The sequence below is a fragment of the Caulobacter sp. GW821-FHT10F06 genome (genome assembly GCF_058809215.1).
Genome location: NZ_JBXASK010000003.1, coordinates 507,068 through 533,252, shown reverse-complemented (window position 1 = coordinate 533,252; position 26,185 = coordinate 507,068). Strand labels below are relative to the sequence as shown.

Here is a 26,185-nt window from a genome sequence, read left to right as displayed (position 1 = left end):
TTCCGGAAAATGACCTCAGTCGCCAGCGAAATAGAAGAAGCCGATGTTGCGTAGGCGTTCGGCGCCGACCTGCAATTGGCCCATCAGCACCGTCCTGGTCTCGCCGCCGGGCCCGCCCGCCTTGGCCGCCTTCAGCGCCGGCAGGTCGAAGCCGCCAGAGAACACCACCTCGCCGACGCGCGGATCGGTAGCGTGGAACGTGACCTGGCCGGCGCCGACCTTGTAGCGGTCGGGCATCAGGCGGAAGCTGACGGTGTGGTAGACCTGACCCAGTTCGTTTTCGGCCGTGGGGCTGGTGACGTCCTCGAACTCCAGGAAGAACGGGCCGAAATTGGCGGGACGCTTGCCGTCTTCCCACGACGCGAAGTCGCTGGGCGAGCCCAGGTTCATCGACGTCAGGACCCAGTCGCCCGACTTCACCGGCGTCTGGGTGAGATAATAGCCGAAGACGTCCAGTTTCGGATCGTGCTGGAACGCGACCTCGGCCGGCGTGGCGGCGACCGGGGTCTTGGGCGGGGCCGTCGGCTTGCCGTCGCAGGCGGAAAGCAGCAACAGCGGCGGTGCGATCAGCGCGACCAGGCGTTTCATGGCGGTCTTCCCCCCGAGACTTGTTCTTGAGGCACGTTGGTCCTGTCCGAACGGCGTTGTCCATCGCGCTCGCGCGGGCGGTGTGTCTTGACCTGCGGGCCGCCCCGTGTCCTTGAAGCCGCCCCATGCGCCTTTCCGACTTCGATTTCGTCCTGCCCGACGACAACATCGCCCTGCGCCCGGCCGAGCCGCGTGATTCCGCGCGCCTGCTGGTGGTGCGACCCGGCCAGGACCTCGCCGACCATGTCGTTCGCGAGCTGCCCGATTTCCTGCGTCCCGGCGACGCCCTGGTGTTCAACGACACGCGGGTGATCCCGGCGCGGCTGGCCGGCCTGCGCGACGCCCGCACCACCGGGGGCGGCGACGGATCGCCGGTGCCGGTCGAGGCCACCCTGCATCGCCGCGTCGCGCCTGATCGCTGGAAGGCCTTCATGCGTCCGGGCAAGCGGCTGAAGGTCGGTGATCGCGTGGCCTTCGGCTCGGACGAACATCGGCTGGACGCCACGATCCTGGAAAAGCACGACGGCGGCGAGGTGCTGCTGGCCTTCGACCTGTCCGGACCCGATCTGGACATCGGCGTCGCCCGGCACGGCGACATGCCGCTGCCGCCCTATATCGCCGCCAAGCGGGCGGAGGACGAGCGCGATCGCGCCGACTACCAGACCGTCTACGCTCGCGAGGACGGCTCGGTGGCGGCGCCCACCGCCGGCCTGCACTTCACGCCCGACTTGCTGGAGGCGCTGAAGGCGAGGGGCGTTTCGCTGCACTTCGTCACCCTGCACGTCGGGGCCGGCACCTTCCTGCCGGTCAAGACCGACGAGGTCTCCGAGCACAGGATGCACGCCGAATATGGCGAGGTGACCGCAGAGATCGCGGACGCCCTGAACGCCGTGCGCGCGGCCGGCGGACGGATCGTCTGCGTCGGCACCACGTCCCTGCGCCTGCTGGAAAGCGCCACGGGGGAGGATCGCGTCATCCGGCCGTTCGCCGACGAGACCGCCATCTTCATCACCCCCGGCTACCGCTTCCGCGCCGCCGACGTGCTGATGACCAACTTCCACCTGCCCAAGTCGACCCTGTTCATGCTGGTCAGCGCCTTCGCCGGCCAGAAGACCATGCGCGACGCCTATGAGCGGGCCATCGCCACGGGCTATCGCTTCTATTCCTATGGCGACAGCTCGCTGCTGTTTCCCGCCGACCCCAACGAGAGCCGCTGATGGCGTTCCCCTTCGAGATTTCCGCCACCGACGGCAAGGCCCGCACCGGCGTGCTGAAGACCCCGCGCGGCGACATCCGCACGCCGGCCTTCATGCCGGTGGGCACGGCCGCGACCGTCAAGGCCATGACCGTCGACCAGGTCAAGGACACCGGCGCCGACATCATCCTGGGCAACACCTACCACCTGATGCTGCGGCCCACGGCCGAGCGGGTGAAGCGCCTGGGCGGACTTCACAAGTTCATGCGCTGGGACAAGCCGATCCTGACCGACAGCGGCGGCTTCCAGGTGATGTCGCTCTCGGGGATCAGCAAGGTCACCGAGGAAGCCGTCACCTTCGCCAGCCATATCGACGGCTCCAAGCACGTGCTGAGCCCCGAGCGGTCGATGGAGATCCAGGCCGACCTGCTGGGCAGCGACATCGTCATGCAGCTGGACGAGTGCGTCGCCTGGCCGGCCGAGGAGAAGCGGGCCCGCGAGGGTATGGAGCTGTCGGCCCGCTGGGGCGCGCGCTCCAAGGCGGCGTTCGGGACGCGCGACGCCCAAGTGCTGTTCGGGATCCAGCAGGGCTCGACTTTCGAGACCCTGCGCCGCGAGTCTTCAGAGCGCCTGCAGGACATCGGGTTCGACGGCTATGCCATCGGCGGCTTGGCGGTGGGCGAGGGGCACCAGGCGATGTGCGAGGTGCTGGACTATGCGCCGGGCCTGCTGCCTGCCGACAAGCCGCGCTACCTGATGGGCGTGGGCAAGCCGATCGATCTGGTGGAAGCCGTCCATCGCGGCGTCGACATGTTCGACTGCGTGCTGCCGACGCGTTCAGGCCGACACGGTCAGGCCTGGACCTGGGACGGCGCGATCAACATCAAGAACGCCAAGTACGCCGAGGACGACACGCCGCTGGACCCGGCCAGCGACTGCCCGGCCAGCCGTGACTACTCGAAGGCCTATCTGCGCCACCTCTTCAAGGCCGAGGAAATCCTGGGTCAGGTGCTGCTGTCCTGGCACAACATCGCCTTCTTCCAGGCGCTGACGGCGGCCATGCGCGAGGCGATCGCCGAGGGGCGGTTCGAGCAGTTTCGCCGCGATTTCGCCGCGCGCCACGTCGGCGGCTAGTTCGGCTTGGGCGCCGGCGGCGTCTGGACGATCGGGAAGCGCGGGCGCTTGGGGCCGTTGGGATCGACCGGCGGCGGCATGCCCGGATCGACCACCGGGATCGGCTCGGGCGGCTTGTGCTGCGGCGTGGCCGGCGGATTGCAGCCGCGCGCCTCGCCCAGGCCCTTCAGATAGGCTCGGCGGACGTTGCCCGAGGTGATGGCGCTCTGGACCAGCCGGTCATGGCGCTCGGCCCCGCTCAGCTTGCGCACCCAACCGCGCATCGGGATCATGTCCTGAGCGGCGCTGGCCACGGCCCCCAGTGCAGCGACGCCGGCGGCCTTGCGGCCCCGATCCATCAGGTCCTCGTTCTCCTCGGGCGGATGCTGGTCGATGTCCTCGCCCAGGGCGGCGTCGAGCGGCCGGACCAGCGCGATCAGCGTATCGCAGTTGGAGCGGGAAGGGCGGGCGTAGGGGTCCTTCATCGCCTCGATCAGGGCGGGCGGGATCTTGGTGCGGACGATGTTGACGTCGCGCAGCGGCGCGCTGACCGCGCCGGAGATTCCGTCGCGATTGGCGTCCGAGGTCGTCTGAATCTTCTCCGAATCGGGCGGGGGAGGCGGCGGCGTCTGTTGCGCATGGACCGTCGCGCTCGCCAGCGAGAGCGGAAAAACCAGGGCCATGATCAACAGTCCGCGCATTCAACACCCTTATCTCACCAAAAGCGTCGCCGTCATCGGGGATAACCCGCGAAAGCCCGCTTGCGGCTCGCACAGCCCCCGACTATGTTCCGCGCCGCTTCCACCGGCGTCGCCGCGTCGTGAGCGGGCCGGTAGCTCAGTGGTAGAGCATTCGACTTTTAATCGAATGGTCGTGGGTTCGAACCCCACCCGGCCTACCAATTCACCTATCCGTACAGTGTGGCTTTCTCCGGTCCTCGAGCGAGGACGAAAACCATTTCCTGTCTGCAGGCCAAACGTCACCTTGGACGATGGTGTTCCCTGGCCGTCCTGGCGCGCGGTGAGTTTTTCTGGGAGCCTCGCCTCGGAATTCTCAATTGACCCCACTGGCGCGGTGGGGATTTAAGCTGCCTAGCTTGACGCCGCCATGGACCCGCTCGGGACCGGCGCGCGTTCCCCACCCGGACTTCGCCGGAACCAGGACGACGATCAGACCATGACCGCCGAGACCGCCGCCGCGATCCGACCCGGACCCAAGGCGCGCAGACCCCTATTCCGCCGCCGCTCGGCCATTCCCGGTTTCTCGATCACCCTTGGCGTCACCCTGACGATCCTGTCGCTGATCGTGCTGATCCCGCTGTCGGCCGTGGCCCTGAAGGCCGCCCAGCTGTCGCCGTCGCAGTTCGTGGCCGTGGCTTTCTCCGAGCGGGCCATGGCGGCTTATCGCCTGACCTTCGGAGCCGCCTTCGTCGCCGCTGCGGTGAACGGCGTGTTCGGCGTGCTGACCGCCTGGGCCCTGGTGCGCTACGAGTTCCCGGGCAAGACGCTGCTCAACGCCCTGGTCGACCTGCCGTTCGCCCTGCCGACCGCCGTGGCCGGCATCGCCCTGGCCACCCTCTATTCGCCCAATGGCTGGGTGGGCCAGTTCCTGACCCCCCTGGGCATCAAGGCCGCCTACAACCCGGTGGGCGTCACCATCGCCCTGATCTTCATCGGCCTGCCGTTCGTGGTGCGCACCATCGAGCCGGTGCTGCGCGACCTGTCCGACGACGTCGAGGAGGCCGCCGCCAGCCTGGGCGCCGGGCGCATCGCCACCATCGCCCGCATCGTGCTGCCGGCGCTCGGCCCGTCCTGGCTGACCGGCTTCGCCCTGGCCTTCGCCCGAGGCGTTGGCGAGTACGGCTCGGTGATCTTCATCGCCGGCAACATGCCCTACAAGTCCGAGATCGCGCCGCTGCTGATCATCATCCAGCTGGAGCAGTTCGAATACGCCCACGCCGCCGCCATCGCCGTGGTCATGCTGGCCGTGTCGTTCCTGATGCTGCTGGTGATCAACGCCGTCCAGGCCTGGTCGAGAAGGTTCGTCTGATGGCCGGTCCGCGTCTTTCCACCGACGATCCCGTCTGGGCCAAGGTCCTGATCGTCGGCGTCGTCATGGCGTTCCTGGGCCTGGTCCTGGTGCTGCCGCTGGTGGCGGTGTTCGCCGAGGCCTTGCGCAAGGGGCTGCAGCCGGCGCTGGACGCCATCGCCAATCCCGACGCGGTGGCGGCCGTGAAGCTCACCCTGATCACCGCCGCGATCACCGTCCCGTTCAACGTCGTCTTCGGCCTCTGCGCCGCCTGGGCGGTGGCCAAGCACGACTTCCCGGGCAAGAGCCTGCTGATCACCCTGATCGACCTGCCGTTCTCGGTCTCGCCCGTGGTGGCGGGCCTGATCTATGTGCTGGTGTTCGGACTGCAGGGCTGGTTCGGCGAGCGGCTGATCGACCACGACCTGAAGATCATCTTCGCCACGCCCGGCATCGTGCTGGCGACCATCTTCGTGACCTTCCCATTCATCGCCCGCGAGCTGATCCCGCTGATGCAGGAGCAGGGCGTCAGCGAGGAGGAGGCGGCCGTGTCGATGGGCGCCTCGGGCCTCTACACCTTCTGGCGGGTGACCGCCCCGAACGTGCGCTGGGGCCTGCTGTATGGCGTTCTGCTGTGCAACGCCCGCGCCATGGGCGAGTTCGGCGCCGTGTCGGTGGTCAGCGGCCACATCCGCGGCCTGACCAACACCATGCCGCTGCATGTCGAGATCCTCTACAACGAGTACGACTTCGTCGGCGCCTTCGCCGTCGCGGCCTTGCTCTGCCTGCTCGCCGTGGTCACCCTCATTCTCAAGACCGCGCTTGAAGTCGCCCAGCCCGGCTCGCGCCGGCGCGCCGGCCACTGATCGGAACGACAGACCTCATGACCATCTCCATCCGTTCCGTCGAAAAGCAGTTCGGCCGCTATCCGGCGCTCGACAAGGTCGACCTCGAGATCGCCGACGGCGAACTGCTGGCGCTGCTGGGCCCCTCGGGCTCGGGCAAGACGACGCTGCTGCGCGTGATCGCCGGCCTGGAATTCCCCGACGCCGGCCAGGTGCTGTTCCACGACCAGGACGTCACCTTCGCCTCGGCCGCGGCGCGCCGCGTGGGCTTCGTGTTCCAGCAATATGCGCTGTTCAAGCACATGACCGTGGCCAAGAACATCGCGTTCGGCCTGGACGTCCGCAAGGGCAAGGACAAGCCGTCCAAGGCCGAGATCACCAAGCGGGTCGACGAGCTGTTGAAGCTGGTCGAGCTGGACGGCCTGGGCAAGCGCTATCCCTCGCAGCTGTCGGGCGGCCAGCGCCAGCGGGTGGCGCTGTCGCGCGCCCTGGCCGTGCAGCCCAGCGTGCTGCTGCTGGACGAGCCGTTCGGCGCGCTGGACGCCACCGTCCGCAAGTCGCTGCGCAAGGAGCTGCGCCGCGTGCACGACGCCACAGGCGTCACCACCATCTTCGTCACCCACGATCAGGAAGAGGCCCTGGACCTCGCCGACCGCGTGGCCATCCTCAACCAGGGCCGCATCGAACAGGTCGGCACGCCGGCCCAGGTGCACGACAAGCCGGTCTCGCCGTTCGTCTGCGGCTTCGTGGGCGAGGCCAATCGGTTCGAGGGCGTCGTTTCCGGCGGTCGCTTCACCTCGGGCGCGGTGAGCCTGCCGGCTCAGGGCGTGGCCGACGGCAAGGCCGTGGGCTTCGTGCGACCGCACGACCTGGTGCTGGACGCCGGCGGTTTCGAGGTGCGGGTCAACCGCGTCCACATCCAGGGGCCGCTGGCCCTGGTTGATGGCGTCACACCCGACGGGGCTCGGATCGAGGTCACCGTGGCGCGGGATCAGGCGGACGCGTTCACGGGGGCGGTGAAGCTCTCTGCGCGCAAGGCGCACGTTTTCGCAGGCTAGGCCGCAGTGCGTCGCTCGCTACGGTAGGCGCTCAGCAACAGCAGGCCGATGCCCACGTCCACCGAGGCGTCGGCGACGTTGAAGATCCACACGAAGCCGATCTTGGTCGCGTCGAGGAAGTCGACGACAGCGCCGACAAAGATCCGGTCCAGGGCGTTACCGACGGCGCCCGCCAGGATCAGGGCCAGCCCAAAACGTGTCAGCGGCCGCAACGACTTGGCCACGATCCAGTAGAGGATCACGGCGGCGACGATGAGGTTGGCCGACATCAGGAACCAGCGGGTCGCGTCGCCGATCACGGGCGTCAGGCCGAACGCGTTGCTTTCGTTCAGGCTGAGCGTCAGGTCGATCGGTCCGGGCAGCGTCCGATGACCCCCGGCCTGACCCAACACCGTCAGCGCCCACCATTTCGTGGACTGATCAACCGCGATGGCGAAGAGCGCCACGAGCAGCGCGCTGACCTTGAGCTTGCGTTCCATGCTGAACCATAGCGGGTCCGGCCAGCGGTAGGAGGCCCTTATTGCTGCTGCTGTTGTTGCTGCTGATGCAGATCCTGGCGCAGCGCCGCTTCGTTGTTCGGACGACGACGGCCGCCGGCGAAGCTGGGGCGGGCCATGCGCAGGAACTCGGGTTCGGCCAGGGCCGCGCGGGCCCGGCGCACCGAGACGCCCACGGCCAGCTCGCTGTCGCTGTCGCCCTTGTAGACGCCGCGGGACGGGGTGACGTCGGCATAGTCGCGGCCGACGGCCACGGCCACGTGGCGCTCGCCGGTCATCATGTTGTTGGTCGGGTCGAAGCCCACCCAGCGCAGGCTGGGCAGGAACACCTCCACCCAGGCGTGGGTGGCGTCGGGGTCCGAGCGGTCGCCCGCGTCGCGGTCGGTGAAGAGGTAACCCGACACATAGCGGGCCGGCAGGCCCCACGAGCGGCACACGGCCAGCATGATGTGGGCGAAGTCCTGGCAGACCCCGCGTCCGGCGTTCAGCGCCTGGTCGATGGGGCTGTCGGCGTCGGTGACGCCGGGCTGATACTCGAACGCCTGGTAGATGGTCTCCGACAGCACGCGTATGGCCGTCAGCGGATCCTTGCGGCGCAGGTCCTCCAGGTCGTGAGCGGCGATGAACTGCTTGAGCGCGTCGGTCGTCTGGACGAAGCCGTGCGGCCGCAGGAAGTCGAAGCACTCGCCGCGCACGAACTCGCTGCGCAGGCGGTCCCATTCGCCCATATCCAGATGGTCGGGACGCTCGCCCGGCGACTCGGTCTCGACCGCCGAGCGGGCGACGATGGTCAGCTTGTCGTGCGGGTGCGGCACGTCGAAGTGATAGACGGCGTTGCCGAAGCTGTCGGCGTAGGAGAACACCTGCACCGCCGGCTCGATCTCCAGCTCGAAGCTGACCAGTCGCTGGCGGGCGGTCTTCTGGGGCTGCATCCACAGCTCCATGATGCTTTCGCGGACGGAGCGCTCGTAGTGGTACTGGGTGACGTGGCGGATCTCGAGAAGCACGCTGTTTACTCCTAGGCCGGCAGGCGCATTTCGAGCGGATAGGCCACGAAGGTTCCATAGATGGCTTCGTGGATGCGGGCGCACTCGTTGACGACCGTGGTCAGCAGGGCGCCGGCGCCCTGCGTTTCCAGTTCGTGGATGTCGGCGAACTCCAACCGGGCCTTCAGGCGGCCGGCGATGCGTTCGGGACCGCCGCGCTCCTCGTTGCGCCGGGCAAGCGCGCTGAGATTGGCCTCGATCTGCGAGGTCGCGAAGCGGATCGAGCGCGGGAAGTCCTCGTCGAAGACCAGGAACTCCAGGATGTGCCGGGGCTCGATCTCGGCGGTGTAGACCCGCAGATAGGGCTCCAGGGCGCAGGCCATGCGCAGCAGGCTGACCAGGGCGACATGGTCGTCGATATTGCGGCCTGGGGTCTCGGCGAAACACACCTCCAGCAGGCGCGAGACCAGCTGGGCGCGTTCCAGGTACATGCCCAGCATCATGAACCGCCAGCTCTCGCCGTGGCTCATGGTGGTGTCGGCCGCGCCCTTGAAGAGATGCAGGTCGGCGATCACGTCGTGCAGGAAGGTGGTCGAGCCGTCGGCGAATTCGCGCTTGGCGTTGACGTCGGTGACCTTGAGATAGAGCAGGTTCAACCGCTCCCAGGTCTCGGTGGTGATCTGGTCGCGCACCTGGCGGGCGTTCTCGCGGGCGCGAGCCAGGGACGAGACCACCGAATTGGGATCGGAGCGATCCAGCACCAGAGCCTCGGCGGCCTCGAACGAGCCGATGGCGTTGCTCATCTCCGGCTCGCCGACGGCGGAGAGGGCGATCCACACCGCCTGAACGCCGCTGTCGGTCTGGTCCAGGGTGGCGTTCAGCATCACGCTGGACAGCCGTGACAGGTGTTCGGCGCGTTCGATGTAACGGCCCAGCCAGTAGAGGCTGTCGGCGACGCGAGCGAGCATCATGGGCGGGCGCTCCCGTTGGCGTGGCCATTGCCGTTGGCGGGACCTTCCTCGGCCAGCACCCAGGTGTCCTTCGATCCGCCGCCTTGCGAGGAATTGACCACCAGCGAGCCGCGCTTGAGCGCCACGCGGGTCAGGGCGCCGGGGGTGACGATGGTCTTCTCGCCCGACAGGATGAAGGGACGCAGGTCGACGTGGCGCGGCTCGATGCGGCCGTCCACCAGGCAGGGCGCGGTCGACAGCTGGATAGTCGGCTGGGCGATGTAGTTGCCCGGATCGGCCTTGATCGCCACGGCGAAGTCGTCGCGCTCCTTCTGGCTGGCGTGCGGACCGACCAGCATGCCGTAGCCGCCGGAGGCGCCGACGGCCTTGACCACCAGCTTGTCCAGATTGGCCAGCACGTAGCTCAGCTGGGCCGGCTCGCGGCACAGGAAGGTCTCGATGTTGGGCAGGATGGCGTCTTCGCCGAGGTAGTATTTGATGATGTCGGGGACGTAGGCGTAGACGGCCTTGTCGTCGGCGACGCCGGTGCCGGGCGCGTTGCACATCACCACATTGCCGGCGCGGTAGGCGTTGAACAGGCCCGCGGCCCCCAGCGACGAATCCCGGCGGAAGGTGAGGGGGTCGATGAAGTCGTCGTCGACCCGGCGATAGATCACATCCACCCGCCGCAGGCCGGTGGTGGTGCGCATGTAGACCATGTTGTCGTGGACCACGAGATCGCGGCCCTCAACCAGCGGCACGCCCATCAGGCGCGCCAGATAGGCGTGCTCGTAATAGGCCGAGTTGTAGACGCCGGGCGTCAGCACCACGACCTGCGGATTGGGCCGCCACTCGGGGCTCATGCTCTTGAGGGTGGCCAGCAGCAGGTCGGGATAGCGCTCGACCGGACGCACGCCGGCGGCGCGATAGGTGCCCGGGAAGGTGCGCTTGGCCGCGTCGCGATTGGCCAGCATGTACGACACGCCGGACGGGACGCGGAGGTTGTCCTCCAGCACCGCGAACTGGCCGTCCTGGCAGCGAATCAGATCGCTGCCGCAGACATTGGCGTAGGCCTTGTGCGGCACATAGAGGTGCTGCATCTCGCGGCGATAGGACGGCGCGCCCAGCACCAGCTCGCGCGGCACGACGCCGTCCATCAGGATGCGCTGGTCGCCATAGATGTCGGACAGGAAGAGGTTCAGCGCCAGCAGGCGCTGGGTCAGGCCGGCCTCGATCTTGGCCCACTCGTTGGCCGGGATGATGCGCGGGAAGAGGTCGGTCGGAATGATCCGCTCGGTCGTGCTCTCGCCGCCATAGACAGTGAAGGTGATGCCCTGCAGCAGGAACGACCGCTCCAGCGTCTGCTGGCGTCCGGCCAGTTCGGCCGCGCCCAGGGTCGACATCCGGGCGTGCAGCGGATCGTAGTGCGACCGCACCTCGCCGCCGGGCGCGAACATCTCGTCATAGGCGATGCCGGGCAGGTAGGCCGCCTCGGTCATCGGCAGGGTGGGTGCTTCCAGATCTTGAATGTTCGCCGCCACGCCTTCGTCCACGCTTGTTCGCCTTGGGCCCCGTCGAGTCAGACGCGCCGGGGGTAACCCTAGAACGTCACGACGTCCGGCGTCGGCGATTTTCGTCATCGCCGCGTCGATGCGCACGACTGCTTATCATTTGGGCGCCTTTTATCCGGGCTGGGAAGCGGCGGCCTTCGTCTTTCCGCTGCATTTCCGACCGTGACAGCGGCGAGGGCGACGACTACAGGGGGTGCGGGGGCGCTCCGCGCGGGGAAGTACGGCTTGGTGCGTAGACGATTGGCCCTTGGGATCGCGACGGCGGCTCTGCTGACCGCTGGGCAAGCGCTGGCCGACGAGCCGTCCGCGACGATCACCGGGGTTGAAGACAAGGCGCTGCGCGAGGCCATCCAGCGCGTCCTGTCCGAATCCAAGGCGCCGCCGCAGAGCCGCGCCGAGGCCCGCCGCCGCGCTCGCGACGCCGCCGAGGACGTGGTGGCGGTGCTCAGGGCCGAGGGCTACTACGCCTATGCCGCCGAACCCGACATCACCGAGGGCGATCCGCCGCGCGGCGTGGTCAGGGTGACGCCTGGACCCGTCTTCGTGCTGGCCGACCCCAGGATCGACTGGAAGGGCGTCGCCCCCGACGAGGGCGTGGCCCAGCGCGCCACCGCCGCCATGCACCTGACCCCGGGCGACCCGGGCCGCGCCGCCGACATCCTGGGCGCCGAGGGCCGGGTGATCGCCCAGGTCCAGCAGCTGGGCTATGCCGACGTCGCCGCCGAGCCGCGCGAGGTCATCGTCGACCACGCCGATCACACGGTGCGGCCCACCTTCAACATCTCGGCCGGCGACCTGACCAAGCTGGACGGCGTCGAGGTGGTCACCAAGGGCCGCAGCAACCCGGCCTGGATCTATCATCTGGCTCCCTGGAAATCGGGCGACGTCTACGATCCTGAGGACGTGGCGGAGCTGGAGCGCCGGCTGCGCGACACCTCGGTCTATGATTCGGTCGCCGTTTCGCTGTCGCCGAAGGACAAGATCCGCCCGGACGGCCTGCGGCCGGTGATCGTCAACCTGACCGATCGACCCTCGCGGACGATCGAACTTGGCGCGGGCTATTCCACCAGCGAGGGCCCGGGCGTCGACGCGCGGTGGATCCGCTACAACCGTCTGCGCCGCGCCGACACCACGACCTACACCGCCAAGCTGGCCAAGCTGGAGCAGCGGTTCGAGACCGAGCTGGCCCTGCCGCACTGGCGGCGTCCGCAGCAGACCCTGAAGCTGAACGGCGCGCTCTTCCGCGAGACAACCGACGCCTATGACGAAACCGGCGCCACCATCAGCGCCAACCTGACCAAGCGCCGCCAGACGACCTCCTACCGCACCGTGGGCGTGTCCCTGGACCTGTCGCAGTCCGAGCAGCTTGAAGCCAACGCCGCCACCTCGGTGAAGGAAACCCTGAACCTGGCGACGCTGACCACCCTGGGCGCCTTCGCCTGGGACCAGTCGGACAACATCCTGGACCCCAAGCGCGGCTGGCGTCTGGAGGCGCGGGCTGAGCCGACGGCGATCACCGGCGACACGACGCTGGCCTATCTGCGCACCCAGGCGCAGGGCTCGGCCTATCTGCCGTTCGGCGAGAACGCTTCGACGGTGCTGGCCGGCCGGCTGAAGATCGGCGCGATCTTCGGAGCGCTGGTCTCCGAGGTGCCGGCCTCCCGCCGGTTCTTCTCCGGCGGCGGCGGTTCTGTGCGCGGCTACGCCTATCAGGCCATCGGCCCGCGCCTGGCGGACAACACGCCCCAAGGCGGCGTCTCGTTGGTCGAGACCTCGCTGGAGGTTCGCCACCGCTTCACCAGCAAGTGGGGCGGGGTGGCGTTCATCGACGCCGGCGCGATCGGGACCGAGCGCAAGCCCAAGCAGGAGGACTTCCGGGTCGGGGCCGGCTTCGGCGTCCGCTACGACCTGGGCTTTGGACCGATCCGCGCCGACATCGCCGTGCCGCTGGGCAAGCGCTCGGGCGATCCGGCCTTCCAGATCTATCTGAGTATCGGACAGAGCTTTTGACGGACGCGCCGGAACATCACGAGCCCGCCGCCGAAGCCGTCGAGACGGTGGTCAAGGTGGCCAAGAAGATCGGCGGTCCCGGCTGGCTGATGATCGTCTCGATGATCGTCGTGGTCGTCGTGGCCGTGTTCTTCGGCGGCCTGCGCTATGCGCCGATCACCCCGCAGGGCCGGATGTTCCTGGAGGCGCGGGCCAGCGGCCTGAAGCTGGGCCGCATCGGACGGCTGAAGATCGAGGGCCTGTCGGGCGACATCTGGAAGGACTTCTCGGTCCGCCGCCTGACCATCATCGACGAAAAGGGCGTCTGGCTGGAAGCGCACGAGGTTCGCGTGGCCTGGCGGCCCACCGAGCTGTTCGGCCGTCGCTTCCACGCCGAGCGGATCGACGCCCACGACGTGGTCGTGCTGCGCCGGCCCACCCTGACGCCTAAGGGCAAGTCCGGCGCGGCGCCGGTCTCGGTCGACCTCGACGCCTTCGCCCTGCGGCTGATCACTCGGCCGGCCTTCAGCGGCCAGGAAGGCGATTTCGACGTGTCCGGCGCATTCGAGATGGCCAGGTTGGGCGGCAAGAAGGGCAAGCTGGCCGTCGCCAGTCGCGTCCACCAGGGCGACCACCTCGATCTCGACTTCGACCTGGGCCGCAACGACAGCCTCAAGCTGAACGCCGACGCCCAAGAGGCCAATGGCGGGGCGATCGCTGGGGCCCTGGGCCTGCCCGTTGACCGGCCGTTCGACCTGAAGGCCCACGCCGATGGGGTGATGAGCAAGGGCGCGTTCAGCGTCGTGGCCCGCACTGGCAACCAGACCCCGCTGGACGCCACGGGCTCCTGGGCTCCCGAGGGCGGCTCGGCCAAGGGCCGGATCGAACTGGGCGCCTCGACCCTGACCCAGCGCCTGGCCCACATGTTCGGGCCCGAGGCGGCGTTCTCGATCAATGGCCGAAAGGCCGGCGCGCTCTACGACCTGACCGCCCAGGTGCGGGCCGAGAACCTGGTGCTGGACGCGCGCGGTCTGGCCGACATCGGCAAGAAGCAGACCGGGCCGGACGGCCTGCCGTTCACCGCCCGCGTCGGCAAGCTGTCGCGGATCGTGACCATCCCCGAGATGGGCCAGGGGCTGGCCACGGGCGTCTTCCGCCTCGAGCCCGGCGGCTTCTCGGTCGAGGGCGACGCCGACGTCTCCAACCTGTCGCTGCTGGGCTATCGCCTGGCGCGCGCCAAGGGGCCGGCCATGGTCCGCTGGTCCAACGGCGAGCTCACCATCAAGGCCTCGGCGGCGGCCCAGGGCGGCGGCGGGACCGGCGTGCTGGCCCTGCTGGGCGCCAGTCCCAAGGCCGAGTTCGAAGGCGCGCGCGTCAAGGGCGGTCGCTTCCTGATCCGCTCGGCCAAGATCACCGCGCCCAACCTGGTGGTCACCGGCGAAGGCGAGCGCGGCATCCTGGGCGGGCTCAGCTTCAAGGGCGAGGCCAAGGTGGCCAGCCTCGGCCCGGTTCGCCCCGGCGCCAGGGGCCGCCTGGCGGGGCGCTGGTCGGCCAGCAGCTCCAACGGCAAGCCCTGGGCCTTCACCTATGACGTCAAGGGCGAGGGTTTCGCGGCCGGGATCTCCGAGATCGACCGCCTGCTGGGCGCTTCGCCGCGCCTGACCGGCAAGGGAGCCTGGAACGCCGGCGTGCTGTCGATCGCCGACGCCAAGCTGGACGGCGCCAACGCCGGCGTCCGCGCCTCGGGCGCGATGAAACAAGGCGGCGCTCTGGGCTTCAAGCTCGACTGGAACGCCACCGGCCCCTTCCGCGCCGGCCCGATCGAGGTCACCGGCAAGGCCAAGGGCGACGGCGCGATCACCGGGACCCTGTCGGCGCCCAAGGCCGACCTGACCGCCGCCTTTGACTCCATCGACCTGCCCAGGCTGCCCCTGACCAACGCCAAGCTGGCCCTGACCTTCGCCCGCACGGCCAAGGGCGCGGACGGCGTCGCCAGGCTGGAGGGCGACAGCGCCTATGGTCGCGCGCGGGGCGCGGGCGCGTTCCGTTTCGCGTCGGGCGGCCTGGACCTCAGCGATCTCGACATCGACGCCGGCGGGGCCCAGGCCAAGGGCTTCGTTTCGCTGCGCGGTGGCCGGCCGGCCTCGGCCGACCTGACCCTGGCGGTCGGGCCCGGCGCCTTCCTGCCCCAGGGCAAGGTCTCGGGCGCGGCCAGGATCGTCGACGCGCCGGGCGGCGCGCGGGCGACCCTGGACCTGACCGCCGAGGACATCGCCAGCGGAACCTGGAAGGTTCGCACCGCGCGGATCAAGGCCGACGGGGCGCTGGCCAACCTGCCGTTCAACATCGACGCCCAAGGCGTCGCGCCCGGCGGTCGCTGGCGGCTGGCTGGCTCCGGAGCCCTGGCCCAGACGGCCAACGACTACGGCCTGACGCTCGACGCCTCGGGCCGCATGGGCCGCACCGAGGTCAAGACCCGCGAGACCGCCAGCATCCGGTTCGGCGGGCCCTCGACCCTGGCGCGGTTGCGTCTGCTGGTCGGCGACGGGCAGGTGGATGTCGACTCCGACCTGGGCGGCGAGACGGCCAGCCTGAAGGCCCGGCTGGCCGGCGTGAGCCTGACCGCCTTCGACCCCGACCTGGCCGGCGACATCGACGGAACCTTCAATCTGCACGGCCAGGGCGAGACCCTGCTGGGCGAGTTCGCCGCCAAGCTGACCGGGGCCCGCGAGCGGGGCTCCAAGATCGACCAGTCGCTGGACGCCCAGATCAGCGGCGATCTTCGTGACCGGATCCTGACGCTGGTCGCCACCGGCGCCAACCGGCAGGGCCTGAAGTCGGAAGCGCGCCTGACCCTGCCGACCGAGGCGTCCGCCAAGCCGCTGCACCTGGCGATCTCGCGCACCCTGCCGATGCAGGGGACCTTCCTGGCCCAGGGCGAGATCAAGCCGCTGTGGGACCTGCTGTTTGGTCCCGAACGCTCGCTGTCGGGCAAGATCGACGCCCAGGGCACCCTGGCCGGCACCCTGGCCGACCCCCGCGTGGTCGGCCGCGCCGCCCTGGACGGCGGCGGTTTCGAGGAAGGCCAGACGGGTCTGCGCCTGCGCAACATCACGCTGCGCATGGCCCTGGCCGACAACGCCATCGACGTCAGCCAGGCCTCGGCCGAGGACGGTCGCGGCGGCTCGATGAGCGGCGCCGGCCGCATCAGCCTGAACCGCGACGGCGTCAGCAGTTTCCGCATGGACCTCAAGGGCTTCCAACTTATCGACAACGACCTGGCCAGCGCCTCGGCGACCGGTCAGGCGACGATCAACCGCTCGGCCGAGGGCAAGGTGAAGATCAGCGGGGCCCTGACCATCGACCGCGCCGACGTCTCGGCCCAGTCCAAGACCCCCGCCGGCGTGGTCAGCATGGACGTCGTCGAGCGCAACCGGCCCGCAGACCTGGACCAGGGCGTGCAGCCGCGTCGGGTCAGCCCCGGCGGCGGCGTCGCGCTGGACATCGACCTGAAGGCGCCGCGCCGGGTGTTCGTGAGGGGCAGGGGGCTGGATGTCGAGCTGTCGCTGAACGCCCATGTCGGCGGCACCTCGTTCGCGCCCGACCTGACCGGCACGGCCCGGGTGGTGCGCGGCGAATACGACTTCGCCGGCAAGCGGTTCGAGTTCGACGACAATGGCGTGGTCACCCTGTCGACCCAGCTGGACCGCATCCGGCTGAACCTCAGCGCCACGCGACAGGACACCAACCTGACGGCCGTCGTGAAGATCCAGGGCACGGCCGCCAAGCCGGAGATCACCCTGACCTCGACCCCCGAGCTGCCCAGCGACGAGGTGCTCAGCCAGGTGCTGTTCGGGACCTCGGCGGCGCAACTGTCGCCGATCGAGGCGGCCCAGCTGGCCTCGGCCCTGGCGGCCCTGGCCGGCGGCGGCGGCTTTGACGTGATCGGCAACCTGCGCAGCCTGGCCCGCCTGGACCGCCTGGCCTTCGCCGAGACCACCACCGGCATGACGGTGGCGGGCGGCAAGTACGTCACCGACGACGTCTATCTGGAGATCATCGGCGGCGGTCGCGAAGGCCCCGAGGCCCAGGTCGAGTGGCGGATTCGCCGGACCCTGTCGCTGGTCTCGCGGATTGGCGGCGCGGGTGACGCCAAGCTTTCCGTCCGCTGGAGAAAGGACTACTAAAAGGGAAGGCTGTTGCGCGGGCGCCCGGTTACCTCCGTCGAGGTAAGCACGTTTTACCCGCGGCCCTTGGTTTATCGTGACTGAGGGAGGAACGGCATGTCCATGCGACTCGAAGACGAGGATCGCGCTGTCCTGGAGGCCATAGCCTCCGACGGCGGACGGATCGTCGACCGCGCCGTGGCCTGGTGCGCGATCAATTCCGGCAGTCGCCACTTGGCCGGCCTGGAGCGTCAGCGGCAGGTCCTGCTGGACGCCGTTTCGGTGCTGCCGGCCGCGCCGATGGAGATCCCGCTGGCCGCCTCCGAGGAGGTCGGTCCCGACGGCCGGATCGGCGAGCAGGCCCATACCCCCGCCATCGCCGTGGTCGTGCGCCCCGAGGCGCCGGTGCAGGTGGTGCTGACCGGCCACTACGACACCGTCTATCCCGAGGCCAGCCTGTTCCAGACGGTGACCACGCGCGCGGACGGCGCGCTGCACGGTCCGGGAATCGCCGACATGAAGGGCGGGATCAGCGTGATGCTGGCGGCGTTGCAAGCCTTCGAACGCCATCCCGAGGCGGCCCAGGTCGGCTACCGTGTTCTGCTGTCGCCCGACGAGGAGATCGGTTCGATCGCCTCGGCCCCGATCCTGGCCGACTTCGCGCGGCTGGGCCATGTGGGCCTGACCTATGAACCAGCCCTGGCCGATGGCTCCCTGGCCTCGGCGCGCAAGGGTTCGGGCAATTTCCACATCGTCGTGCACGGCAAAGCGGCCCATGCCGGCCGCGACTTCGCCGCCGGCCGCAACGCGGTGATCGGCGCGGCGCGGATCGCCGAGGCGCTGCACGGCCTGAACGGCCAGCGCGACGGGGTCACGGTCAATGTCGCCCGCATCGACGGCGGCTCGCCGCTGAACATGGTGCCCGACGTCGCCATCGCGCGCTTCAACGTGCGCTTCCCGGACGCGGCGGCCGCCGCCTGGTTCGAGGCGCAGGTGGCGCGCATCCTGGCCGAGCCGCGCGAGGGCCTGTATGTGCATCTGCACGGCCTGATCACCCGCGGCGCCAAGCCGTTCAACGCCGCCCAGCAGCGGCTGTTCGGGGCGGTGAGGGAAGCCGGCGCGCTGCTGGGGCAGGACATCGGCTGGAAGCCTTCCGGCGGTGTCTGCGAGGGCAACAACCTGTTCGCGTCCGGTCTTCCGAACGTCGACACCCTGGGGGTGCGCGGCGGCGACATCCACAGCGAGGCCGAGCACGCCTTTCCCGAAAGCTTCGTCGAGCGCGCGCAGCTGTCGGCCCTGATCCTGATGAAACTGGCCAGCGGCGAGATCGACGGCAGATCAATCCGAGCCGCCATGGAGACCGCTTGATGTTGGTTGTACGCCCGGCCGGTCCGTCCGACTTCGACGCCCTGATGGAGCTGGCCGTGCTGTCGGGCCGGGGCTTCACCAGCCTGCCCGAGGACGAGCCGACCCTGCGCTCGCGCTTGGCCCTGTCGGAGGCCAGCTTCCAGGCCGAGGTCGCCGCGCCCGAGGCCTGGTACACCCTGATGCTGGAGGACCTGGAGGCCGGCGACGTCATCGGCGTGGCCGGGGTCAAGGCGGGCGTGGGCCTGAAGCGTCCGCACTTTTCGTTCCGGGTCGTGACCTTGGCGCAGTCGTCGCCGACGCTGGACAAGCGCTTCGATCACCGGGCCCTGGTGCTGGTCAACGAATGCGCCGGCTGGTCGGAGGTCGGCTCGCTGTTCCTGCGGCCCGAGCGCCGCAAGGGCGGGGCGGGGCGCTTGCTGGCTCAGTCGCGCTACATGCTGATCGGGCTTGAGCCGCAGCGCTTCGCCGAGATGGTGCTGGCCGAGCTGCGCGGCTGGTTTGACGAGGACGGCGGCTGTCCGTTCTGGGACCACGTGGCCAACAAGTTCTTCCGCCTGGGCTTCGACGAGGCCGACATGATGAGCGCTTCTACAGACGGCCAATTCATTCTCGACCTGGCGCCCCGCCATCCGATCTATGCCGAGCTGCTGCCCAAGGAGGCGCGCGACGTGCTGGGCCGCGTGCACCGCGAGGGCGAGGCGGCGCGGGCCATGCTGGAGGCCGAAGGCTTCCGCTACCAGGGCCTGATCGACATCTTCGACGCGGGCCCGACGGTCGCGGCGCGACGCGACGACATCAAGACGGTCCGCGAGGCGCGGCGGCTGCGCGTGAAGATCGGCGAGGACGCCTTTGGCGAGGAGGCGCTGATCTCGACCGGCGCGATCGGCGCGTTCCGGGCCGTGCGGGCGCCGGTGCTGATCGACGGCGAGACGGCGCTCCTCAGCCGCGACGCGGTCGAGGCCTTGAGGCTTTCCGAGGGCGACATGGTGCGGGTGAAGGCATGAGCGGCGGCGTGTTCATCGACGGCGTCTGGCGTTCGGGCCAGAGCGGCGAGGCAATCTCGATCGACCCGACCACGGACGAGACGATCTGGCGCGAGGCGACCGCGTCTCAGGCCGACGTCGCCGCCGCCGTCGCCGCCGCGCGGGCGGCGTTCCCGGCCTGGGCCGACCAGCCGCGCGAGGCGCGGATCGCGGTCCTGCGCCGCTACAAGGAGATCCTGATCGAGCGCACGCCGGTCTTCGCCGAGGCCCTGAGCCGCGAGACCGGCAAGGCGCTGTGGGAGACCAAGGCCGAGCTGGGCTCGATGGCGGGCAAGGTCGATCTCTCCATCAAGGCCTATGACGAGCGCACCGGCGGGATCGAGAACGCCATGCCGTTCGGCAGAGCGGTGCTGCGCCACCGCGCCCATGGCGTGATGGCCGTGCTGGGCCCGTTCAACTTCCCGGGCCACCTGCCCAACGGCCACATCGTGCCGGCCTTGCTGGCCGGCGACACCGTGGTCTTCAAGCCGTCGGAAGAGACGCCGCTGGCCGGTCAGATGCTGGTCGAAGCCCTTGAAGCCGCTGGCGTTCCGGCCGGCGTCATCAACCTGGTCCAGGGCGGCCGCGAGACAGGGCAGGCGCTGATCAACGAAGAGATCAACGGCCTGTTGTTCACCGGCTCGGCGGCGGCCGGCGCCTTCTTCCGCCGCCACTTCGCGGACAAGCCCGACGTGATCCTGGCCCTGGAGCTGGGCGGCAACAATCCGCTCGTGGTCTGGGACGCGGGCGACGCGGAGGCGGCCGCCGCCCTGGTCGTACAGTCGGCCTTCATCACCACGGGCCAGCGCTGCTCGTGCGCGCGGCGGCTGATCGTCTCGGACGATGCGGCGGGCCGGGCGGTGATCGAGGCGGTGGCGGCCCTGTCGGATCGCTTGACGGCGGGTCCTTGGAATGGTCCCAGCGAGCCTTTCATGGGGCCGCTGATCTCGGCCCGCGCCGCTGCTCTGGCCAAGGCCGGCGCCGAGGCGCTGGGCGGGGAACGCATTCGGTCTTTGGGAGCCATCGACGGTTTGAGCGAGGCTTTCGTCTCGCCCGGCTTTGTCGACGTCACCGGCGTCGACGTCGCCGACGAGGAGTTGTTCGCGCCGCTGCTGCAGGTGCGCCGGGTGGGCAGCTTCGACGAAGCGATCGCCGCCGCCAACGCCACCCGCTACGGCCTGTCGGCGGGGCTGATCTCCAATGCGCCCGAGCACTGGCGGACCTTCCTGAACCGCATCCGCGCCGGCGTCGTGAACTGGAACCGGCCGACCACGGGGGCGGCCGGATCGATGCCGTTCGGCGGCCTGGGCGCGTCGGGCAACCACCGCCCCAGCGCTTACTACGCGGCCGACTATTGCGCCTATCCAGTGGCCAGTTTCGAGGCTGACGCGGTGCTCGACACCTTGAGCGATATCAAGGGTTTGCGGTCATGATCTCGGCGGTCGAGGCCAATTGCGACGGTCTGGTCGGGCCGACCCATTCCTATGTCGGCCTGTCGCCGGGCAACCTGGCCAGCCAGAAGAACGCCGGCGAGGTGTCCAACCCGCGCGGCGCGGCGCTGGAGGGCCTTACCAAGATGCGTCAGCTGGCCGACTGGGGCATCCCGCAGTTCGTGCTGGCGCCACATGAGCGTCCGGCCGTAAGCCTTCTGAAGTCGCTCGGCTTTTCGGGCTCGGATGAGGCGGTGATCGAACGGGCCTGGAAGGACGCGCCGGCCCTGGCCGCCGCCGCCTGCTCGGCCTCGCCGATGTGGGCCGCCAACGCCGCCACGGTAACGCCCAGCGCGGACGCGGCCGACGGCCGGGCCCACTTCACGCCCGCCAATCTGCTGACCAACCTGCATCGTAGCCTCGAGGGCCCGCAGACCACGCGGAGCCTGCGTCGGCTATTTCCGGACAAAGCCCGGTTCGCCGTCCACGACCCGCTGCCGGCCCAACCGCACTTCGCCGACGAGGGCGCGGCCAATCATGTGCGGCTGTGCGCCGAGCACGGCGCGCCGGGCGTCAACCTGTTCGTCTGGGGCCGCGAGGCCTGGGAGCACTGGGACGGCCGCTTTCCGGCCCGCCAGACCCGCGAAGCCTTCGAGGCCGTCGAGCGTCGCCACGGCGCCGCCCGCGCGTTGTTCCCGCGCCAGGGCCGGGCGGCGATCAACGGCGGGGCGTTCCACAACGACGTCGTCTGCGTGGGCACGCGCGAGTGCCTGTTCTTCCACGAGCGCGCTTTCGAGGATCGCGATGCGATGGAGGCCGAGGTCCGCCAAGCGGCCGAAGGCCTGTTCGAACCGGCCTTCGTAGAGGTCTCGGAAGCCGACCTGCCGATGGCCGATCTGGTGGCCAGCTATCTGTTCAATTCGCAGCTTCTCGTCGTGCCCGGCGAGGACCGGCTTGTGCTGTTGGCGCCCGCCGAGACGCGAGACAATCCGCGCGCTCATGCGGTGGCCGAAAGCCTGGCGTCGTCCAATGGCCCCGTCGGCCGGGTCGACTATGTCGACGTCCGCCAGAGCATGCGCAACGGCGGCGGCCCGGCCTGCCTGCGCCTGCGGGTTGTGCTGACGCCGGACGAACTGGCCGCGACCAACCCCGCCCAGCGGTTCGATGCGGCCCTGCACGCGCGCCTGGCCGACTGGGTCACGCGGCGCTATCGCGACCGTCTGGCGCCCGCCGATCTGGCCGATCCAGCCCTGCTGACCGAAAGCCGGGAGGCGCTGGACGAGCTGACCGCCATCCTCGACCTTGGCGGCGATTTCTATCCGTTCCAGAGGTCCGCATGACGTCGCCCGCCTACATGCTCGAAAGGTCGCGGCCCGAGGATCGCGACGCGGTGCTGGCGCTCTACAAGGCCGCGGCGGCGGGCGAGGGCGGTCTGGCGCGAACGCCCGACGAGATCACGCCCGCCTATGTCGAGGGCTTCCTGGCCAAGGCCGACACGCGGGGCCTTGGCCTGATCGCCTGGACGCCGGAGGGGCAGGCGGCCGGCGAGATCCACGTCTTCCATATGGACCCGGCCCAGTTCGCGCATGTGCTGACCGACCTGACCGTGGCGGTGGATCCCGACTGGCAGGGCAAGGGCGTCGGCTCGGCGTTGTTCAAGGGGCTGATCGCCAACGCCCGCCTGCTGAGCCCGAAGATCGAACGCATCGAACTGGTCGCCCGCTCGGGAAACGTCGGCGCGATCAGCCTCTACGAGCGTCTGGGTTTCAAGGCCGAGGGGCGCTTTGTCGGGCGCGTGCGCCTGCCTGACGGGACGGTCGAGGACGACATCCCCATGGCGCTTCGGCTCTAGCCGCGCAGCGCCGCCAGGGCTTGCGGAAAACGGCGCGAGACCGGCGCTTCCAGATCTCCCAGCGCGACGGTGTAGTCGCCCGAGCCCTCGGGCTTCAGGCCGGTCACCCGTCCGGTGTTGACCAGCCAGGAGCGGTGGGTGCGCACCAAGCCCAGCGGGGCCAGATCGGCCTCCAGCGCCGCCATCGACGAGCGCATCAGCAGCTTGCGGCCATCGGCCAGCACGAACTCGGCATAGTTGCCGGCCGCCGTTACCGCCAGGATCTCGGCGACGGGCACCCGGGTCAGGCGCGCGCCGTCCTGGATGTCGAAGGTGGCGGGCGGGGCTGGGGCCAGGGCCGCCGGGGCGGGCTGGGCGCTACGGCGCAGGGCCAGGTAGAAGATGATCGACGCCAGGCCGTAGGCCATCAGGTCCTTGCGGAATTCGTAGGGAAATTCGCTGGACAGCGGACCGTAGTCATAGGGCTCGTGGAAGAGGACGGCATAGGCCAGCTTGCGCAGCGCCAGGAAGCCGCCGACGTGCAGCACCGAATAGACGAAGGCCGTGGCCAGGTGGGCGGGAAGGGCGATCCACCACCGTGGCCGGTTCCGCACCATCCAGATCGCCATGACGGCGGGGATCAGGAAGATAACGAAAGTGACCAGAGCGCTGGTGCCCTCCCAGATGATCGGCGGCAGCACGCCATGGCTGGGCATGTCGTGTTGGATGGTCAGCACGTTGACGACGCAGATGCTGCCGATCAGGCATAGCCCCAGCAGCCAGGCTCGCAGCAGCCAGAGGCGCTCTTCGCCGTTCAGCCCGAAAACCGCGCCGCTCGTCCCTGGATCATTTCCGCTCGTCCCAGCCGCGCGCCGCTGATCCCGAGGCTCTTGGCCGACGGGATTGGCCTGGGTCACCACCGACACATCGCTTCTTGTCGGACGCTTATCCATGACCACGAACGTCTTATCCCCTGACCGCCGCTACGACCTCGACTGGATTCGGGTCGGCGCGTTCTTCCTGCTGATCCTGTATCACGTCGGCATGTTCTACGTGCCCTGGGACTGGCACGTGAAGACGGCGCATCCCGTGGATGGCGTCATGCCGTTCATGCTGCTGACCAATCCCTGGCGCCTGACTCTGCTGTTCCTGGTGTCCGGCGCGGCCACCCGGTTCTTGGTCGACAAGAGCACGGTCGGCAAATTCACCGGCGCGCGGATCGCGCGGCTCCTGCCGCCGCTGCTGTTCGCGATGTTCGTGATCGTGCCGCCGCAGTCCTACTACGAGATCGTCGAGGCCGCCGTCGCGACGCCCAGCATCGTCGTCGACGCCTATCCCGCCTTCTGGGTGAAGTACGTCACGGCCTCGGGCCATTGGTGCGACGCCGACGGCTGCCTGACCACCCCGACCTGGAACCACATGTGGTTCGTGGCCTATCTGCTGTTCTACACCCTGGTCCTGGCCCTGATCCTGCTGGTCTGGCGCAAGGCGGGCGAGCACATCCAGCGCGGCGCCGAGCAAGCTCTGAAGGGCGTGGGCCTTTTCGCCTGGCCGATCCTGTTCCTGGGCGCGATGAGGGCCTTGCTCTACAGCCGCTTTGGCGAGACCCATGCCCTGGTCGGCGACCATTATGTCCACGCCGTGTCGGGTAGCGCCTTTCTGCTGGGCTTTGGCCTGGCCAAGTCCGAGGTTCTGCGCCAGCGCCTGACCGCCGTACGCTGGCCGGCCCTGGCGCTGGCCGTCGCGGCCTGGGCCGGTTGGGCCAGCTATGTCTGGGTCTATCGCGCCGACGACGCCAACCCGCCGGAGTCGCTGCGGATGGTGATGCGCTTCGTGTTCGCCACCGACACCTGGTGCGCCATCGTCGCCATCCTGGGCTTCGGGGCCAAGCATCTGAACCGGGGCGGGCCGGCGCTGCGCTACCTGACCATCGGGGTCTTCCCGTTCTACCTGATCCACCAGACCTTGATCGTGGTCATGGCCCATCACCTGGCCAAGCTGGGCCTGCCGCAGGCGCTGGAGGCCACGATCCTGATCGTCGCCACCTTCGCGGGCTGTTTCGCGACCTACGAGATCGCCCGGCGCATCCCGGTGGTGTGCTGGCTGTTCGGGCTGAAGTCTCAGCCGCGGGCCGACGGCAGCCGGCCGCCGGTCCTGGCATAGGCCTGGGTCCCGCGCGTGAACACGGTGTCGCCGGGCAGGATCTCGGCGATGCCGATGTCGCTGGCGACCTCGAGGCGATCGTAGATCGGCGCGAAGTCCTGGAGGGTGACCTCCTGCAGCGTGCGGATCGAGTCGATGACGAAATAGGCCTGCTGGAAGTCGTCGATCCGATAGGGCGTGCGCATCACCCGCTCCAGGTCGAAGCCGAGGCGGTTGGGGGAGGGATCGTCGAGGGCGAAGATCGACTCGGCCCGCGACGAGACGATGCCCGCGCCGTAGATCCGCAGGCCCTCGGGCGTGTTCATCAGGCCGAACTCGACCGTGTACCAGTAGAGCCGCGCCAGGTTGGCCAGATGGCCGAGGCCCAGGGCGCGCTGGCCGCCTCGGCCATAGGCCTGCATGTAGTCGGCGAACACCGGATCGGTCAGCATCGGCACGTGGCCGAAGACGTCGTGGAAGACGTCGGGCTCCTGCAGGTAGTCCAGCTCGTCGGGCTTGCGGATGAACTGGCCGGCCGGGAAGCGGCGATTGGCCAGGTGGTCGAAGAAGACGTCGTCGGGCACCAGGCCCGGCACGGCCACCACGCTCCAGCCGGTCAGGCGGCGAAGCTCCTCATTGATGCGGTTGAAGTCGGGAATGCCCGAGCGGTGCAGGTCCAGCGCGTCCAGGCCGCGCAGGAAGGCGTCGCAGGCCCGGCCCGGCAGCATGGCCGTCTGGCGTTCGTAGAGCGTGATCCAGACGTCGTGCTCGGCTTGGGCATAGGCGTCCCAGCCCTGGTCGATGGTCCAGTCCGCCCGGGCTCCGGGTGGCGGCGAGGAGGAAAAACCGTCAGCGCTCATGCGACGACGCTACGCCCCGTTCGTCGCAAATATCGTTCGGAATTTGCGCGAAACCAGCGTTATGCCGGAGAGAACGTTCGCCTAGTGCGAGATCCGGGGACGAAGCTTGTAGGCGCCGTGATCGAAGGACTCGAAGATCACCTGCGTCTGCGGGTGCTGCACCGGCTCGCCGGTCTCGTCGGCCAGCAGGTTCTGCTCGGACACATAGGCGACATAGGTGTTGTCGTCGTTCTCGGCCAGCAGATGGTAGAACGGCTGGTCCTTGATCGGCCGTATGTCCTCGGGGATCGACTCCCACCACTCGTCGGTGTTGGCGAACACGGGGTCGACGTCGAACACCACGCCCCGGAACGGGAAGATCCGGTGCTTGACCACTTGGCCGATCGCGAATTTGGCGAATCTCGAATTCATGCCGTTAAGGATAGCAGCCCCACCTGACTGAAACCTGAACGTGGTTGGTCCGGAGTCGGATAACAAGTCCAAGCCGCCTTTCGGCGCGCGGACGGCATTGCTATGCTCGGCGTCGAAGTGGGGCGTCGCGCTTTT

Annotated in this window: 22 protein-coding genes and 1 tRNA gene; 14 read left to right on the top strand and 9 right to left on the bottom strand. The window is 69.1% G+C overall.

From position 1 onward, the window contains the following. Positions 1-15: 15 nt before the first annotated feature. A complete protein-coding gene (locus tag AC1RUS_RS08795) occupies positions 16-588 on the bottom strand; it encodes a hypothetical protein (RefSeq protein ID WP_492915062.1) in 573 nt (190 codons plus the stop codon). A 125-nt stretch (positions 589-713) separates the two neighbouring features. Between AC1RUS_RS08795 and queA the strand changes: the two genes are divergently transcribed. Together queA and tgt are read left to right on the top strand one after the other, a co-directional pair. After that, positions 714-1,805 (top strand): tRNA preQ1(34) S-adenosylmethionine ribosyltransferase-isomerase QueA, encoded by a 1,092-nt coding sequence (queA, locus tag AC1RUS_RS08790; protein ID WP_492915060.1) that lies wholly within the window; start codon positions 714-716, stop codon positions 1,803-1,805. Next, positions 1,802-2,917, top strand: coding sequence for a tRNA guanosine(34) transglycosylase Tgt (gene tgt / locus AC1RUS_RS08785; protein ID WP_492915310.1), 1,116 nt, complete (start codon positions 1,802-1,804; stop codon positions 2,915-2,917). Before queA ends, tgt begins: the two co-directional genes overlap by 4 nt. Here tgt and AC1RUS_RS08780 read toward each other — a convergent pair. Then, complete coding sequence (locus AC1RUS_RS08780; protein WP_492915058.1) at positions 2,914-3,579, bottom strand: hypothetical protein; 666 nt, start codon at positions 3,577-3,579, stop codon at positions 2,914-2,916. The genes tgt and AC1RUS_RS08780 overlap by 4 nt on opposite strands. Positions 3,580-3,722: 143 nt before the next feature. On the opposite strand from AC1RUS_RS08780, the gene AC1RUS_RS08775 reads away from it, so the two are divergent. The 4 genes from AC1RUS_RS08775 (at position 3,723) to AC1RUS_RS08760 (ending at position 6,827) form a co-directional block, all read left to right on the top strand. Beyond that, a tRNA-Lys gene (locus tag AC1RUS_RS08775) sits at positions 3,723-3,797 on the top strand. A gap of 275 nt (positions 3,798-4,072) precedes the next feature. Next, positions 4,073-4,945, top strand: a complete 873-nt coding sequence (gene cysT / locus AC1RUS_RS08770) for a sulfate ABC transporter permease subunit CysT (protein ID WP_492915056.1) — start codon at positions 4,073-4,075, stop codon at positions 4,943-4,945. Then, entirely contained in the window at positions 4,945-5,790 is an 846-nt protein-coding gene (gene cysW / locus AC1RUS_RS08765; RefSeq protein WP_492915054.1) for a sulfate ABC transporter permease subunit CysW, read from the top strand. The genes cysT and cysW overlap by 1 nt, the downstream gene beginning before the upstream one ends. A gap of 17 nt (positions 5,791-5,807) precedes the next feature. After that, positions 5,808-6,827, top strand: a complete 1,020-nt coding sequence (locus tag AC1RUS_RS08760) for a sulfate/molybdate ABC transporter ATP-binding protein (protein WP_492915051.1) — start codon at positions 5,808-5,810, stop codon at positions 6,825-6,827. Here the strand turns inward: AC1RUS_RS08760 and lspA are convergent. Genes lspA through AC1RUS_RS08740 form a run of 4 tightly spaced genes read right to left on the bottom strand, consistent with a single transcriptional unit; the run spans position 6,824 to position 10,759 of the window. Next, the gene (gene lspA, locus AC1RUS_RS08755; RefSeq protein ID WP_492915049.1) at positions 6,824-7,306 is read right to left on the bottom strand and encodes a signal peptidase II; all 483 of its coding nucleotides are present in this window, start codon (positions 7,304-7,306) and stop codon (positions 6,824-6,826) included. The two genes, AC1RUS_RS08760 and lspA, sit on opposite strands and share 4 nt — an antisense overlap. A 38-nt stretch (positions 7,307-7,344) precedes the next feature. Continuing rightward, positions 7,345-8,331, bottom strand: a complete 987-nt coding sequence (locus AC1RUS_RS08750; protein WP_492915047.1) for a transglutaminase family protein — start codon at positions 8,329-8,331, stop codon at positions 7,345-7,347. An 11-nt stretch (positions 8,332-8,342) separates the two neighbouring features. Then, on the bottom strand, positions 8,343-9,281 hold the full coding sequence (locus AC1RUS_RS08745; protein ID WP_492915045.1) for an alpha-E domain-containing protein: 939 nt from the start codon (positions 9,279-9,281) through the stop codon (positions 8,343-8,345). Next, a complete protein-coding gene (locus AC1RUS_RS08740) occupies positions 9,278-10,759 on the bottom strand; it encodes a circularly permuted type 2 ATP-grasp protein (RefSeq protein ID WP_492915308.1) in 1,482 nt (493 codons plus the stop codon). The genes AC1RUS_RS08745 and AC1RUS_RS08740 overlap by 4 nt, the downstream gene beginning before the upstream one ends. A gap of 300 nt (positions 10,760-11,059) precedes the next feature. Here AC1RUS_RS08740 and AC1RUS_RS08735 point away from each other — a divergent pair, with 300 nt between their 5' ends. The 7 genes from AC1RUS_RS08735 (at position 11,060) to AC1RUS_RS08705 (ending at position 22,658) form a co-directional block, all read left to right on the top strand. Further along, positions 11,060-12,841 carry an autotransporter assembly complex protein TamA gene (locus AC1RUS_RS08735; RefSeq protein ID WP_492915043.1) on the top strand — a complete coding sequence of 594 codons (1,782 nt, stop codon included), beginning with the start codon at positions 11,060-11,062 and terminating at the stop codon, positions 12,839-12,841. Beyond that, the gene (locus AC1RUS_RS08730) at positions 12,838-17,007 is read left to right on the top strand and encodes a translocation/assembly module TamB domain-containing protein (RefSeq protein WP_492915041.1); all 4,170 of its coding nucleotides are present in this window, start codon (positions 12,838-12,840) and stop codon (positions 17,005-17,007) included. Before AC1RUS_RS08735 ends, AC1RUS_RS08730 begins: the two co-directional genes overlap by 4 nt. Before the next feature lie 102 nt (positions 17,008-17,109). Further along, positions 17,110-18,354 (top strand): hydrolase, encoded by a 1,245-nt coding sequence (locus AC1RUS_RS08725; protein ID WP_492915306.1) that lies wholly within the window; start codon positions 17,110-17,112, stop codon positions 18,352-18,354. Then, positions 18,354-19,358, top strand: coding sequence for an arginine N-succinyltransferase (locus AC1RUS_RS08720; RefSeq protein ID WP_492915039.1), 1,005 nt, complete (start codon positions 18,354-18,356; stop codon positions 19,356-19,358). The genes AC1RUS_RS08725 and AC1RUS_RS08720 overlap by 1 nt, the downstream gene beginning before the upstream one ends. Then, positions 19,355-20,809: a succinylglutamate-semialdehyde dehydrogenase gene (astD, locus tag AC1RUS_RS08715; protein ID WP_492915036.1), complete on the top strand. Its 1,455-nt coding sequence runs from the start codon at positions 19,355-19,357 to the stop codon at positions 20,807-20,809. The genes AC1RUS_RS08720 and astD overlap by 4 nt, the downstream gene beginning before the upstream one ends. Beyond that, a complete protein-coding gene (gene astB, locus AC1RUS_RS08710) occupies positions 20,806-22,146 on the top strand; it encodes an N-succinylarginine dihydrolase (RefSeq protein ID WP_492915034.1) in 1,341 nt (446 codons plus the stop codon). Before astD ends, astB begins: the two co-directional genes overlap by 4 nt. Next, positions 22,143-22,658: a GNAT family N-acetyltransferase gene (locus AC1RUS_RS08705; RefSeq protein WP_492915032.1), complete on the top strand. Its 516-nt coding sequence runs from the start codon at positions 22,143-22,145 to the stop codon at positions 22,656-22,658. Before astB ends, AC1RUS_RS08705 begins: the two co-directional genes overlap by 4 nt. Here AC1RUS_RS08705 and AC1RUS_RS08700 read toward each other — a convergent pair. Continuing rightward, complete coding sequence (locus tag AC1RUS_RS08700; RefSeq protein WP_492915030.1) at positions 22,655-23,590, bottom strand: LytTR family DNA-binding domain-containing protein; 936 nt, start codon at positions 23,588-23,590, stop codon at positions 22,655-22,657. The two genes, AC1RUS_RS08705 and AC1RUS_RS08700, sit on opposite strands and share 4 nt — an antisense overlap. Between AC1RUS_RS08700 and AC1RUS_RS08695 the strand changes: the two genes are divergently transcribed. After that, positions 23,589-24,800, top strand: coding sequence for an acyltransferase family protein (locus AC1RUS_RS08695; RefSeq protein ID WP_492915028.1), 1,212 nt, complete (start codon positions 23,589-23,591; stop codon positions 24,798-24,800). The genes AC1RUS_RS08700 and AC1RUS_RS08695 overlap by 2 nt on opposite strands. On the opposite strand, the gene phhA is transcribed toward AC1RUS_RS08695, so the two are convergent. Both phhA and hspQ read right to left on the bottom strand, forming a co-directional pair. Further along, positions 24,758-25,639 carry a phenylalanine 4-monooxygenase gene (gene phhA / locus AC1RUS_RS08690; protein WP_492915026.1) on the bottom strand — a complete coding sequence of 294 codons (882 nt, stop codon included), beginning with the start codon at positions 25,637-25,639 and terminating at the stop codon, positions 24,758-24,760. The genes AC1RUS_RS08695 and phhA overlap by 43 nt on opposite strands. A gap of 81 nt (positions 25,640-25,720) precedes the next feature. Further along, positions 25,721-26,050 (bottom strand): heat shock protein HspQ, encoded by a 330-nt coding sequence (gene hspQ / locus AC1RUS_RS08685; protein WP_492915024.1) that lies wholly within the window; start codon positions 26,048-26,050, stop codon positions 25,721-25,723. Between the last annotated feature and the right edge of the window lie 135 nt (positions 26,051-26,185).